Source organism: Embleya sp. NPDC055664, assembly GCF_053618075.1.
In genome coordinates, this window is sequence record NZ_JBSHGZ010000010.1 from 123,444 (window position 1) to 136,881 (window position 13,438).

Consider the following 13,438-nt stretch of genomic DNA (forward strand, 5'->3'; position numbering starts at 1 on the left):
TGCCGCGGAGGGAAGGCCGCGCACGCGAGGGAAGGAACCACCACCGTGGACGTCCGCACGATCGACGAAGACGAGATCATCCCGTGGACCGCCGCCGTCGGCGTCGGCTTTCTCCGAGTCCCCGACGACTCCAAGGAGAACCGCGAGAAGCGGTTGGCCCACTGGCGCGAGCGGGCCGACCTGGCCAGGACGCGCGGGGCCTACGACGGAGATCGTTGTGTGGGCACCTTCCGCAGCTTCGCCACCGGGCTGACCGTGCCCGGCGGCGCGATCGTGCCGGTGTCGGCGATCACCAACGTGACCGTCTCGCCCACCCACCGCCGGCGCGGACTGCTGACCGAGATGATGCGGCTCGACCTGGCGGACGCCGCCGCGCGCGGCGAGATGCTGGCCATCCTGATCGCCGCCGAGTACCGCATATACGGGCGGTTCGGCTTCGGCGTGGCTACCGAATACCAGAAGTTCACGCTCGACATGCTGCGCACCGACTTCGTCCCCGACGCGCCGGTCGAGGAGGGCGGGCGGGTCGAGCTGGTCACCCCCGAGGAGGTGGCCGAGCTGGGTCCGCCGCTGCACGAGGAGTTCCGCGGGCTGCGCGCGGGCGCGATCGGCCGCACGGCGCTGTGGTGGGGCAACTACACCGGTCTGAACCCCTCCCCCGCCAACCCGGCGCCGCCCCGCTTCCACGCGATCTACCGCGACCCGTCCGGCAAGGTCGCCGGCCTGGTCTCCTACCGCACCGACGACCACTGGGACGAGTTCGTACCCAAGGTGACGCTGACCGTGGACGCGCTGCTGGCGCTGACCCCGGCGGCCGAGTTCGCGCTGTGGCGGTTCTGCGCGAGCGTGGACTACGTGGAGAAGATCGAGGCCGCCGACCGCAGCCCCGACGAACTGCTGCCGATGTTGCTCACCGACGCCCGGGCGATCACCACGCAGACTCGCCGGGACTTCGTCTGGACCCGGATCCTGGACGCGCCGGCCGCGTTCTCCGCGCGCACCTACGGCGCCCGGGACCGGCTCGTGGTCGAGGTCTCCGACGATCTCGGGTACGCGGCCGGCCGGTTCGCGATCGACGGCGGACTCGACGGCGGCACGTGTGTGCCGACCGGGGAGCCGGCCGACCTGTCCCTGGACGTGGCCACGCTCGGCGCGTTGTACCTGGGTTCGGGGTCGCCGGTACGGCTGGCCGTGGCCGGGCGAATATCCGAATTGGTACCCGGTGCCGCCGAGCGGGCCGAGGCATTGTTGCGGACGCCGCGCGAGCCATGGTGCCCCGACTGGTTCTGACCACATCGTGGAATCTTTGCGCGTAGCTTCGACCGAATATGACCGTCAGTCAGGTCTCGTGTACCACGCGGTAGGTGCCGTAGCATGCGCAACACCCGGGCGCAGGAGTCACGTTCCATCCCTCGGGTGGTGATTTCGCGCCTTACCCGTATGCACGCCTAACCCACGACTGGGGGGTCGATGAGGCGTCATCGTTCCACGGGCACCACCAAACGAGTTCGGCTGGCCACGACGGGGATCGCGGCGCTTTCGCTGGCACTGGGTCTGTTGACCGCAGCGCCGGCGAGCACCGCGGCACCCGCCGCCGGTCCCGGCTCCTATCCCGAAGTGACCAGCGCACCGCCGGAAGCGAAGCTTCCTCCGGCGGGCGACAGCGGTCCGCAGTCCTACCGGATCAAGGCCGACGCCGCCCAGGTGAAGCAGATCTTCGACCTGGGCGTGGACCGACACGAGACGAAGGCCACCAAGGCCGCCGACGGCAAGGCCGAGCTGGAGGTGGTCCTGAGCGATGCCCAGGCCGCCAAGCTGCGTGCCGCCGGCCTCTCGGTGGAGGCGAAGTCCCAGGCGCAGGACCGCACGGCGGCTCCGGCCGCGGCGGGCGTCTTCCGCAAGTACAGCGGCCCTGGCGGCCTCGGCGCCGAACTGGTGCAACTCGCCAAGGACCACCCGGACATCGCCAAGACCGTCAGCATCGGCAAGACCGTGCTCGGGCAGGACATCCTCGCGGTCAAGGTGACCAAGAACGTCCGCACCAGCCCCGACGGTTCCAAGCCCGCCGTGTTGTACATGTCCAACCAGCACGCGCGCGAGTGGATCACGCCGGAGATGACCCGCCGGCTCCTGCACCACTACGTCGACGGCTACGGCACCGACGCCGAGGCGACCCAACTGGTCGCGGACAACGAGCTGTGGTTCGTGATCTCGGCCAACCCCGACGGCTACGACTGGACCTTCCAGACCGGTCAGCGGTTGTGGCGCAAGAACCTGCGCGACAACAACGGGGACGGGGTGATCACCGCCGGCGACGGTGTCGACCTCAACCGCAACTTCGATTACAAGTGGGGCTACGACAACGAGGGCTCCTCGCCCGACCCGCTGAACGAGACCTACCGCGGCCCCGCCCCGTCCTCCGAGCCGGAGACCCGGGCGCTGGAGGGCTTCGCCGGGCACATCAAGGCCAAGTTCGTGGTCAACTACCACTCCGCCGCGCAGCTGATCCTGTACGGGGTCGGTTCGCAGGTGGCCACGCCCAGCCCCGACGACGAGATCATGGTCGCGCTCGCGGGCGACGACGCGCACCCGGCCGTCGCGGATTACGACCCGGACCTGTCGGCCGAGTTGTACGTGACCAACGGCGACACCGACGGGCAGATGAACGAGGCGTACAAGACGTTGTCGTTCACCCCGGAGATGTCCACGTGTGCCACGGCCGCCGGCTACCTGCCGGACGACCCGTACACGGTGGAGAACTGCGGCGGCATCTTCAGCTTCCCGAACGACGAGACGCTGATTCAGATGGAGTACGCCAAGAACCAGGCGTTCGCGCTGTCGGTGGCCAAGTCGGCCAAGGACCCGGACGACCCGGTCTCCTCGGTCGGGCGCAAGGCCCCCGACCTGGTCGCCGACCGGTTCGAGCACTCCTACGCCGAGGACCACGACGACCAGACCGTCGCGGTGATCGCCAAGCGCGCGCTGACCAACCGCAAGCTCAACTACCGCGTCAACGGCGGCCCGGCCAAGACCGCGGGCGTCAAGGAGTGGAAGGGCGGCAAGCGGTACGGCGAGCAGGGTTCGGCCTACTACGCCGAATACCGGGGCGACATCAAGAACGTGCGCACCGGTGACCGGATCGAGGTGTGGTTCACCGGCGAGAAGGCCGGCACCGGCAAGGTGGAAAGCGATCGTTTCACCTTCACGGTGGAGAGCGGCATCGCCGAGAAGACCGAGACGCTGGTCCTGGCCAACGAGGACTACAAGGGCGTCAACCCGACCTACCCGCCGAACACCGTCGGTCCCAAGTACGCGCAGCAGTACGTGGACGCGCTGGCAGCCAACGGCATCAAGGCGGCCGTCTACGACGTCGACAAGCTCGGCGCACCGCACCACCTCGGCGTGCTCTCGCACTTCAAGGGGGTGTTCTGGTACCTCGGCGACAACCGGCTGACCACGGACGCGGCCCACGAGAACACCGACGTCCAGGGCGAGATCTACAAGGATGCCCAGGTCACCCCGCTGGTGCAGGATCTGACCGTCAACGTGCGCGACTACCTCAACGAGGGCGGCAAGCTCGCCTACCTCGGCGAGACCGCGGGCTACTACGGTCCCCTGCGCAGCGCCGCGGGCGGTGGCATCTACTACGGCTTGAACGGGCACCCGGACCAACCGTGCAAGGTCACCTCCGACCCGACCGGTGACTGTCTGATCGTCTCCGACGACTTCACCCAGTACTGGTTGGGCGCCTTCGACCGGTCGGCGACCAACGGCGCCACCGGCGTGGTGGGTTCGGCCGCGCCGTTCGAGGGGATCGACAAGGCGCTCCCGGGCACCGCGTCCAACCCGCTGAACGAGGCGGGCGGGTTCCTGCCCACGAGCGCGATCCTGACGCCGGACAAGTTCCCGATGTTCGACAGCCGTTCGGTGGCGACCTACTCGGGCAACACGTCCGGGCCGTACTCGCCGGCCGAGGGCAAGTGGTACATCAACGGTCTGCACACGGACAACGCGTACAAGCGCCTCGTCCGCACGATCGACCTCACCTCCGTCACCGCGGCGGACGCGGCGAAGCTGACCGCGCAGTTCTCGTACAGCACCGAGGCCAACTGGGACCACGCGATCGTGGAGGCGCACACGGTCGGCGCCGACGACTGGACGACGCTGCCCGACCTGAACGGCAACAGCAGTACCAAGCCGCCCACCTCGTGTGAGGATGGCAGCTTCGCCGCCACCCACCCGCAGCTGCGGCACTACCTGACGGTGACCACCCCCAAGTGCCTGAGCAACGGCACCACCGGGTCGTGGAACTCCTTCACCGGCAACTCGCAGGGCTGGAAGCCGGTCGCGTTCGACCTGTCCGCGTACGCGGGCAAGAAGATCGAGGTCTCGATCTCGTACGTCAGCGACGCGAACACCGGCGGGACCGGCCTGTTTGTGGACGACACCAAGGTCGTCAAGACGTCGGGCGTGATCGACGCCGAGGGCTTCGAGACCGGACTGGGCCCGTGGGCCCTGGCCGGCCCGCCGCCCGGCGACCCGGCGCTGGTCGGATTCACCCGCAGCCAGGCCGTGTTCGGCTCGTCGGTGATCGCCACCGACGACACCATGCTCGTCGGCTTCGGCCTGGAGCAGCTGGCCACGGCGGAGGACCGCAAGGTCTTCGTCGACCGCATCCTGCGGGAGCTGTATAAGTAGGCGCGAGCGCGCGTGATCGACCCACCGGTGAAAACCGGTGGCCGTGATACCGGCCCCCGGCGGAGACTTCTCCGCCGGGGGCCATTAACGTCTCTGCGCACATGCGAGTTCCCGCATGTGCACTTCTTTCGGGGGGATTTCTTCGTGAGCAACAACGCGCCGGGGTCGTGGGGGCCGCAGCAGCAGGGTCCCGGCCAGTGGGGGCCGCAGCCGGGCCCGCCCGGACCGTTCGGCTCGGGCCCGTACGGCGGCCCGCCGCCGCAGCCGCAGCCGCGCACCGGCAACGTGGGTCTGGCCGTGCTGGCCGGGCTGGGAGCGATGCTGGTCGCCGCCGGGGTGTACGGCGTGATCGTGAAGTCGATGGAGATCCAGAGCACCTGGTTCGGCGTGGGCGTCGCGGCGCTGATCGCGTTCGCGGTGGGTCGGGTCGGCGGGGCCAACCCGGTGCTGCCGGTGGTCGCCACGGTGCTGGCGCTGCTCGGGGTCGTCCTGGGGCAACTCACCGCGCTCACCCTGTCCGGTGCCGACGAACTGAACATCTCGGTGCTCGACGTGCTCACCGATTACGGCAGTGACCTGATGCGGGGCTGGAAGGACGGACTCGAGTTCTTCGACCTCCTCGTCTTCGTCTTTGCCGGGGTCGCGGCCTTCGGCATCACGAAGTCGGTCGGGGAGAAGTAACCCGCCCGGGATCACCCGCCCGAGATCGCACACTGATCTGCTTTGCGACGATCCGTCCCGCTCCGGGCTCCTTGCGCAGCAAGCCTGCGTGGAGGTGCCCGGGGCGTCACGGTAGGGTCGGACATGGCCGGGGATATCGCAGATTCCACTGACCATCTCCTCGGCCATTCACCATCAGGGCATTCGGCGTTCGACAGAGGAGATCGGTTCGTGACGATCCGGGTAGGCATCAACGGATTCGGCCGTATCGGCCGCAACTTCTTCCGCGCGGCGCTGGCCTCGGGCGCGGACTTCGAGATCGTCGGGGTCAACGACCTCACGAACATCGCGACCCTGGCCCACCTGCTGAAGTACGACAGCATCCTCGGCCGCATCGGCCAGGAGGTCACCCACACCGACGACGCGATCACCGTCGGCGACAAGACCTTCAAGGTCATCGCCGAGCGTGACCCGGCCGCACTGCCCTGGGGCGAGCTGGGCGCCGACATCGTGATCGAGTCCACCGGCATCTTCACGGACGCCGAGAAGGCCAAGAAGCACATCGAGGCCGGCGCGAAGAAGGTCATCATCTCGGCTCCGGCCAAGAATGAGGACGTCACGATCGTGATGGGCGTCAACCACGAGAAGTACGACGCCGCCGCGCACACGATCATCTCCAACGCCTCCTGCACGACCAACTGCGTCGCGCCGATGGCCAAGGTGCTCCTGGAGAACTTCGGCCTGGTCAAGGGCATGATGACCACGGTCCACGCGTACACGAACGACCAGGTCATCCTGGACTTCCCGCACTCGGACCTGCGTCGCGCCCGCGCCGCCGCCACCAACATCATCCCGACCTCCACCGGTGCCGCCAAGGCCACCGCGCTGGTCATCCCCGAGCTCAAGGGCAAGCTGGACGGCATCGCCATGCGCGTCCCGGTCCCCACCGGCTCGGTCACCGACCTGGTCGTCGAGCTCGAGCGCGAGGTCACCCGCGACGAGGTCAACGCCGCCTTCCAGAAGGCCGCCGAGGGTGCGCTCAAGGGCTACCTCACCTACACCGAGGACCCGATCGTCTCCTCCGACATCGTGACCGACCCGTCCTCGTGCACCTTCGACTCGGGCCTGACCATGGCCCAGGGCAAGCAGGTCAAGGTCGTCGGCTGGTACGACAACGAGTGGGGCTACAGCAACCGCCTGGTCGACCTGGTCGGCTACATCGGTGGTCAGCTCTGACGGACCGGCACACGTGCCGATAGTCGACGCTTGACGATGCGGGCCCGGGTGACACGTCGTCACCCGGGCCCACGTTTCTTCGACATCCGAGCACGACCATCCCCACCGTTTCTTCGACATCCGAGGACGAGTCGAACTTGAAGACCATCGACGACATCGACGTATCCGGTAAGCGCGTGCTGGTGCGCGCCGACCTCAACGTCCCGCTCGACGGCGGACGCATCACCGACGACGGCCGGATCCGGGCGAGCGTGCCGACCATCGAGGCGCTGCGTGCTCGCGGCGCCAAGGTGATCGTGTGCTCGCACCTGGGTCGGCCCAAGGGCGCCCCCGAGCCCGAGTTCTCGCTCGCCCCCGTGGCCGCGCGACTGGGCGAACTCCTGGGCGCCGACGTGGCGTTCGCGACCGACACGGTCGGCGACAGCGCCCGGGCGACGGTCGGCAAGCCGGCCGACGGCGAGGTCGCGCTCCTGGAGAACCTGCGCTTCAACCCGGGCGAGACGGCCAAGGACGACGCCGAGCGCGGGGCGTTCGCGGACCGGCTCGCCGACCTCGCCGAGGTGTACGTGGGCGACGGTTTCGGCGCGGTGCACCGCAAGCACGCGTCGGTGTACGACGTGCCGGCCCGGCTGCCGCACGCGGTCGGCGGCCTGATCGCCACCGAACTGGAGGTGCTCAAGCGGCTCACCGACGACGTGCAGCGCCCGTACGCGGTGATCCTGGGCGGCTCGAAGGTCTCCGACAAGCTCGGCGTGATCGACAGCCTGCTGGAGCGGGCCGACCGCATCCTCGTCGGCGGCGGCATGGTGTTCACCTTCCTGGCCGCGCAGGGCCACGAGGTGGGCAAGTCGCTTCTGGAGCGGGACCAGATCGACCGGGTCCGCGAGTATCTGGCCCGGGCCGAGGCCAAGGGCGTGGAGTTCGTACTGCCCGTCGACGTGATCGCGGCCACCGCGTTCGCCGCCGACGCGGACCACGCGGTGGTCTCCGTCGAGGCGATCCCGGCGGACCGGCTCGGCCTGGACATCGGCCCGGCGTCCGGCGAGCTGTTCGCCGACAAGCTGGCCGACGCGCAGACGGTCTTCTGGAACGGCCCGATGGGCGTGTTCGAGATGGAGCCGTACAGCCACGGCACCCGCGCGGTGGCCCAGGGGCTGATCGACTCGGACGCGTTCACCGTGGTCGGCGGCGGCGACTCGGCCGCGGCCGTGCGTACCCTCGGCTTCGACGAGAACGCCTTCGGCCACATCTCCACCGGTGGCGGCGCGAGTCTGGAATACCTCGAAGGCAAGTCCCTGCCCGGCCTCGAAGCCCTGGAGGGCTGAATCCGATGTCCGCCGTGAAGAACACCTCCGGTCGTATCCCGCTGATGGCGGGCAACTGGAAGATGAACCTCAACCACATCGAGGCCATCTCCCTGGTGCAAAAGCTCGCATTCACCCTGAACGACAAGGACTTCGACCGGGTCGAGGTCGCGGTCCTGCCGCCGTTCACCGACCTGCGCTCGGTGCAGACCATGGTCGAGGCGGACAAGCTCCGCTTCACCTTCGGCGCCCAGGACATCTCGCAGCACGCGGGCGGCGCGTACACCGGCGAGATCGCCGGGTCGATGCTGGCCAAGCTCAACTGCACCTACGCGCTGGTCGGCCACTCCGAGCGGCGCCAGTACCACCACGAGGACGACGCACTGGTCAACGCCAAGGCGCACGCCGCCTACGCGAGCGGCCTGGTGCCGATCGTGTGCGTCGGCGAGGGCCTGGACGTGCGCAAGGCCGGCGAGCACGTCGCGTACACGCTCGCCCAGGTCGAGGGCGCGCTCAAGGGCATCACTCCCGAGCAGGCCGAGTCCGTGGTCATCGCCTACGAGCCGGTCTGGGCGATCGGCACGGGCGAGGTGGCCACCCCGGAGAACGCGCAGGAGGTGTGCGCTGCGATTCGGGGCAAGCTCGCCGAGCTGTACTCCGCCGACCTGGCGGACCGGGTGCGGGTGCTGTACGGCGGTTCGATGAAGCCGAACAACGTGGCCGGCCTGATGGCGCAGGCCGACGTGGACGGCGGCCTGGTCGGCGGCGCCTGCCTCCTCGCGGAGGACTTCGCGCGGATCGTGCGTTACCAGGAGCAGTAGGACCAAGGGTGTTCGGTCGGGCCCGGGGCGTGCGTCGCCCCGGGCCCGACGCGTGTCCGAGATTGTGCGCCGATCGGTCATCGGGGCCGGAACCACTCGTTCCTCATAAACCCGACGCGAGTATTTCCAACCCGCTTGCCCCACCCATAACCGGTACCTGACGATAAGTCATCGCCAAGTGGCCGGTAGTCGCCCCTCTGCGGCGACTGTGGCCGGCTGCCCCCAGGGGGTGCGGGTGTCCTTTCCAGACATGTCCAGAACCGGGGATACCGGAGCCACACGGTATCTGTGTACGGGTGCGGAGATCGACGAGCGGTTCGCCGCGCGGGTGATCGAGGAATTGTGGGAGAACGCGCACCGGGACCGCGCGCCGTCCTACGGATACAACGAACAGGCGGTCCTGGAGCACGCGTTGGCCGCCCGCAGGCGGCGGATCCTGCGTGATGTGATCGCGTTTTTGGTGCCGGTGATGATGGCCCTGATCGGGTTCGGCGTCGCGGCCGGGCTGACCTGGCTGGCGCTGGTGGTCTTCTTCGGTCTGGTGACGGTGCGCAGCGGCGTCGTCGGCGGGGGTGGTGTGCGCGACCTCCGGAGCCGGGCGGCGGCGCAGGTGTCGTGGATGGCGGCGCTGCTGTTCGGGCTGATGTTGTACCTGGTTGCGGGCGGGACCGGGGAGCCGCCGGACTTCACGATGATCGCGCTGACCGTGCTGCCCGCCTACGCCGTGGTGGTGTTCGTGGTGTGGATCGAGCGTATGCAGCAGCGCGCCACGGTGGTCTCGGACCTGGGCCCCGGGCGCACCTGGGTGCCGACGCCGCCGCCGATCGGCCCGGCGCCGGGCGGCGGGGTCGGGACGTTACAGGGGGCGCTGACCGAGGTGTTGCCGCCGCGCCCGACACACGCCCCGGTCGACATCGCCGAGCCGCCGGGGTCGCCGGCGCCGCCGCCGATTCCCTCCACCGTGCGCTACAGCGGCTACGTGCCGTTCGTCGGCGCGGGCGAGCTGGTGGAGAGCTGGACCTTCCCGGTCGAACTGCGCGGGGCCGGGCCCTCCGTGCTGGACGCACCGCGACCGCGTACCGCCGACAAGAACGGATACACCCCGTTCACCGTCGACGAGCTGACAGCTGCGATCTGCACCGCGTTCGAGGGGTTGTCCCGGTCCGAGGAGGGCCGGCACCGGTTGACCGGGCTGAGTGTGCAGATGCACGAGTTCAGCAGCGGCGTCACCGGCGGCGCGGTGCCGCCGCCGGCCGAGGCGACCCGGCGCTACCTGTGTGTGCGGGTGGGCACGTGGTCGCAGGAGGTGGTCGTCTCGGTTTTGATCCGCTTCACCCTGGACGGCCGCATGTTGTACACCGAGCTGCACGAGTTGGTGCTGCCGCCGATCCGGCCCGACTTCCACGTCGCCGACGAGTGGCTGCACGCGGCCGATGCGGCCACCCTGTGGGGGGCGTTCGGCCACGCGCTCGTGGAGGCGCCGGGGTTGATGGCCTCGGCGGCGGGCCGGCTGATGCGGGTGTGGACCTCGTGGTGGCGCCGGTCCGGCAACCTGCGCGCGGCGCACGAGCGCACCGCCCGCAATCTGCCGGTGGATCGAGGTGCGCGGGCCTCGGTGCGCGAGTTGGGCGCGTCGGCGAACTACGCCACGTTCTTCCAGAACTCGGACGCGGAGAAATACCTCAAGCTGATCGAGCGCAAGTTCACCGTATTCGTGCTGGACTTCCTCCAGCGCAGGAACGTGGATGTCACCGAGTATCGCGCGCGCAACGAGCTGGTCCTCAACAACGGGATCATCCAGCACGTCTCGGGTGATCTCAACAACAGCGGCGCGATCGTCGCGGGCCGCGGCAACCAGGCGTCCGTGCGCGGTTCCGGCGGGGTCGGCACCGGCGCACGATCGACAGCGGGAGGTACCTCGTGAACGCCGCCGAATCGAACGTGCCCGGGCCGGAGCCCGAGGACCGGGACGCGGAGGAGTCGCGCAACGACGGGATCAGCCTGTCGGGCGGCCCGGTGACCAACACCGGCGCGATCGTGGCGGGCGGTGACAACCGGGTCACGGTGCGCCGCACGGGCGCGGTGCGCGGCACCCGGGACGCCGGCCGGGGGCACCCGCTGACCAGCACGGGTGCGCTGGTCAGCGGCAGTGGTCACGAGGTGGAGCTGGAGGACACCGGCGACGTCGAGCCGGCCGACGCCGCGGCGGCAGACGCCGGGGAGGGGCGGTCGCCGGGGGAGCGGAGCACGCCCGACCAGCCGTAATACTATGATCCGCCGGATTAGCCGAAGGGCCGCACGGCTCCCACTTGCGGGGCGCGGCAGCGTACTCTGTCCGGTGGCCGGGAATCTCCGGCCTCCGCGTTCCGCCAGAAGGAGTTGGGCCCGGCCGTGATCACCGGTTTCTCGATCGCCCTGATCGTCTTCAGCCTGCTCATGGTGCTGTTGGTGCTGCTGCACAAGGGCAAGGGCGGCGGCCTGTCGGACCTGTTCGGCGGCGGCATGTCCTCCTCGCTCGGCGGTTCCTCCGTCGTGGAGAAGAACCTCGACCGCATGACCATCATCGTCGGCGTGTGCTGGATCACGACGATCGTCGTACTCGGTCTGCTCCTGAAGCACTCGTACTGACGACTCGTAGCGACAAACGCGTACCGACAGGGCCGGTTCGGCCGCTGTTTCCACCCGCGCGGTGGCCTTTCTGACGGACTGTCGGAAACAGTCGGAAAAGGGCCACCGCTCGGTTCAACCTTGCGCGAGGCGCACGTACACTGGACGCCAAGCCGCGCAACGGGGGCGCGACCTCAAGGACCAAGGGGAGTTTTTACCGTGGCAAGTGGCAACGCCATCCGTGGGAGTCGGGTCGGCGCCGGCCCGATGGGGGAGGCTGAGCGCGGCGAAGCAGCCCCACGTCTCCGTATTTCTTTCTGGTGCGCGAACAAGCACGAGACCCAGCCGAGCTTCGCGACCGACGCTCAGGTCCCCGAGACGTGGGACTGCCCCCGCTGCGGTCTGCCCGCCGGGCAGGACCAGCACAATCCGCCGGACGCCCCGCGTACCGAGCCCTACAAGACGCACCTCGCCTACGTGCGCGAGCGGCGCAGCGACGCGGACGGCGAGGCGATCCTCGCCGAGGCGCTGGCCAAGCTGCGCGGCGAACTCTGAGTCCGGTTCCGGGCTCGACGAGCGTGTACCCGTACGGTAGGCCGTAGGCCCGCCGTCGGGGGAGCCGCCGGGAGTGACGACCCACCTTCGGGTGCCGTCGTGACTCCCGGCGGCTTTTTTGCGCGTCGTTCGGCGTGCGCCGCCCGGGCCGGGGTCAGTCGCGGGCGGGCAGTGCCTCCTGGGGGACCGGGCGGTGTACGCGGCGGCGGTCGGCCTGGTGCGGGAGCGGGCGCTGACCGCGTTCGATCCAGGCCGGCAACTCCTCGCCGGTGGCCGCGAGCCACCGCTTGCGCACCGCGTCGGGGTCGGCGTGGTGGGCCCGCACGAGGGTGTCGCCGGCCAGGTCGGAGACGCGGTCCAGGTTCAGCGCGGTGCCCACGCCCAGGGCCGCGGCGAGCGGCGGCACCGCGTCGGCGGGCCGGCCGGCGGCGACCAGGACGATGCCGTACAGCGCGTAGGTGACCGGGACTTCGGGGCGGCGGGCCAGCACGGGGTCGGCCCGCACCCGTCTCGCCCGCAGCCGGACCGCCTCCTCCAGCGCGTCCACCGCCTCGTCGTGCGCGCCGGCGGCGCTGTGCAGCAGGCCCAGACTCTGGAGCGAGGCGGCGAGCTCGTCCTCGCGGCGCCCGGCGGGGGCATGCTCGGCGCTTGCGTAGCCGCGGCGCACCTCGACCGCCTCGGCGGCCAGTGCGATCGCCTCGGGGCCGCGGCCGAGGCGGGCGAGCAGGGTGGCGTGCCGGAGCAGCACGGCGGCCTGCCGGGCCTCGGGCGGGCCGACCCCGAGCAGTCGTTCGGCCTCGGTGAACGCGGCCAGCGCGGGTTCGCTCGCGCCGCCGGCGGCGAGTCGGCCGGCGAGTTCGTCCAGGGACAGGGCAAGTTCGACCCGGTGCCGCTCGGGCGTGCGGGCGGCGAGGGTGCGGAAGAGCTGTACCGACTCGTGCAGCGCGCCGAGCGCGGCCGGTTCGTCGCCGTGGTCGCCGAGTCGGGCCCCCAACTCGCGCAGGGTCAGCGCGAGCAGCGGGCGGTGCGCGCGGTGGTCGAACGCGGCCAGTCGGCGGGCGTGTTCGGCGGCGCTCGCGGCCACCTTCACCGCGTCCTCGGTGCGCGCGTCGGCGGCCAACACGGCGGCGAACGCGCGCAGTCCGCCGACCAGGGCGGGCCCGTGCCGGCGGTGGTCCCTCGCGGCGAGCACGCCCAGCATCCGCACCGCGGCACGGGCGGGCGCGGCGGCGTCGGCGTGCCGACCGGCGCGGGTCAACCGCCGTGCCTTCTCGGTCAACATCTCGGCCCGGGTCGCCTCGGCGTCGTCGGCCTCGGCCGGAGCGCTCGCGCCGCCCGGCGGATTCGATTCCGGTTCGGCCGGATCATGCCCCTCGGTTTGCCCGGGTTCGGCGAAGGATGGCGCGGCCGGCGGGGTTTCGGGCGTGGCGAGGCCCGGACACGGCGATTGCAGCTCGCGCCGGTGCCGGTATTCCTCCAGGTGACGCTCATGGCGTCGCAGCCATCCGAACCGCACGGGTCCCACCTCGCCTCTGGTCCCGAAGACCTCCGCGTGAC

The 13,438-nt window shown here is 70.2% G+C and carries 11 protein-coding genes; 10 read left to right on the forward strand and 1 reads right to left on the reverse strand.

Annotated elements, in window-relative coordinates; translation table 11 throughout:
- Nucleotides 1-45: 45 nt before the first annotated feature.
- From ACWGR4_RS19315 to ACWGR4_RS19360, 10 genes are all read left to right on the forward strand, one after another.
- Nucleotides 46-1,290, forward strand: a complete 1,245-nt coding sequence (locus ACWGR4_RS19315; RefSeq protein ID WP_452133599.1) for a GNAT family N-acetyltransferase — start codon at nt 46-48, stop codon at nt 1,288-1,290.
- A gap of 180 nt (nt 1,291-1,470) precedes the next feature.
- Nucleotides 1,471-4,698 (forward strand): M14 family zinc carboxypeptidase, encoded by a 3,228-nt coding sequence (locus tag ACWGR4_RS19320; RefSeq protein WP_452133598.1) that lies wholly within the window; start codon nt 1,471-1,473, stop codon nt 4,696-4,698.
- Nucleotides 4,699-4,842: 144 nt separating this feature from the next.
- Nucleotides 4,843-5,379 (forward strand): hypothetical protein, encoded by a 537-nt coding sequence (locus ACWGR4_RS19325; protein ID WP_452133597.1) that lies wholly within the window; start codon nt 4,843-4,845, stop codon nt 5,377-5,379.
- A 210-nt stretch (nt 5,380-5,589) separates the two neighbouring features.
- A complete protein-coding gene (gene gap, locus ACWGR4_RS19330; RefSeq protein ID WP_380011300.1) occupies nt 5,590-6,594 on the forward strand; it encodes a type I glyceraldehyde-3-phosphate dehydrogenase in 1,005 nt (334 codons plus the stop codon).
- 137 nt (nt 6,595-6,731) lie between these two features.
- A complete protein-coding gene (locus ACWGR4_RS19335; RefSeq protein WP_452133596.1) occupies nt 6,732-7,919 on the forward strand; it encodes a phosphoglycerate kinase in 1,188 nt (395 codons plus the stop codon).
- Nucleotides 7,920-7,924: 5 nt separating this feature from the next.
- Nucleotides 7,925-8,719 (forward strand): triose-phosphate isomerase, encoded by a 795-nt coding sequence (gene tpiA / locus ACWGR4_RS19340; protein WP_380030711.1) that lies wholly within the window; start codon nt 7,925-7,927, stop codon nt 8,717-8,719.
- Between the two features lie 250 nt (nt 8,720-8,969).
- Nucleotides 8,970-10,643 carry a hypothetical protein gene (locus ACWGR4_RS19345; protein WP_452132102.1) on the forward strand — a complete coding sequence of 558 codons (1,674 nt, stop codon included), beginning with the start codon at nt 8,970-8,972 and terminating at the stop codon, nt 10,641-10,643.
- Nucleotides 10,640-10,984: a hypothetical protein gene (locus ACWGR4_RS19350; protein WP_452132103.1), complete on the forward strand. Its 345-nt coding sequence runs from the start codon at nt 10,640-10,642 to the stop codon at nt 10,982-10,984. The genes ACWGR4_RS19345 and ACWGR4_RS19350 overlap by 4 nt, the downstream gene beginning before the upstream one ends.
- A gap of 126 nt (nt 10,985-11,110) precedes the next feature.
- Entirely contained in the window at nt 11,111-11,347 is a 237-nt protein-coding gene (secG, locus tag ACWGR4_RS19355; protein ID WP_380011290.1) for a preprotein translocase subunit SecG, read from the forward strand.
- 198 nt (nt 11,348-11,545) lie between these two features.
- Complete coding sequence (locus tag ACWGR4_RS19360) at nt 11,546-11,881, forward strand: RNA polymerase-binding protein RbpA (RefSeq protein WP_040877318.1); 336 nt, start codon at nt 11,546-11,548, stop codon at nt 11,879-11,881.
- 154 nt (nt 11,882-12,035) lie between these two features.
- Here ACWGR4_RS19360 and ACWGR4_RS19365 read toward each other — a convergent pair whose 3' ends face one another.
- The gene (locus ACWGR4_RS19365; RefSeq protein ID WP_452132104.1) at nt 12,036-13,397 is read right to left on the reverse strand and encodes a hypothetical protein; all 1,362 of its coding nucleotides are present in this window, start codon (nt 13,395-13,397) and stop codon (nt 12,036-12,038) included.
- Nucleotides 13,398-13,438 lie beyond the last annotated feature (41 nt).

Excerpts from the sequence above, each read along its gene's own strand:
- ACWGR4_RS19345 (WP_452132102.1), top strand. The coding sequence starts at position 8,970 with ATGTCCAGAACCGGGGATACCGGAGCCACACGGTATCTGTGTACGGGT.
- tpiA (WP_380030711.1), top strand. The coding sequence starts at position 7,925 with ATGTCCGCCGTGAAGAACACCTCCGGTCGTATCCCGCTGATGGCGGGC.
- ACWGR4_RS19320 (WP_452133598.1), top strand. The coding sequence starts at position 1,471 with ATGAGGCGTCATCGTTCCACGGGCACCACCAAACGAGTTCGGCTGGCC.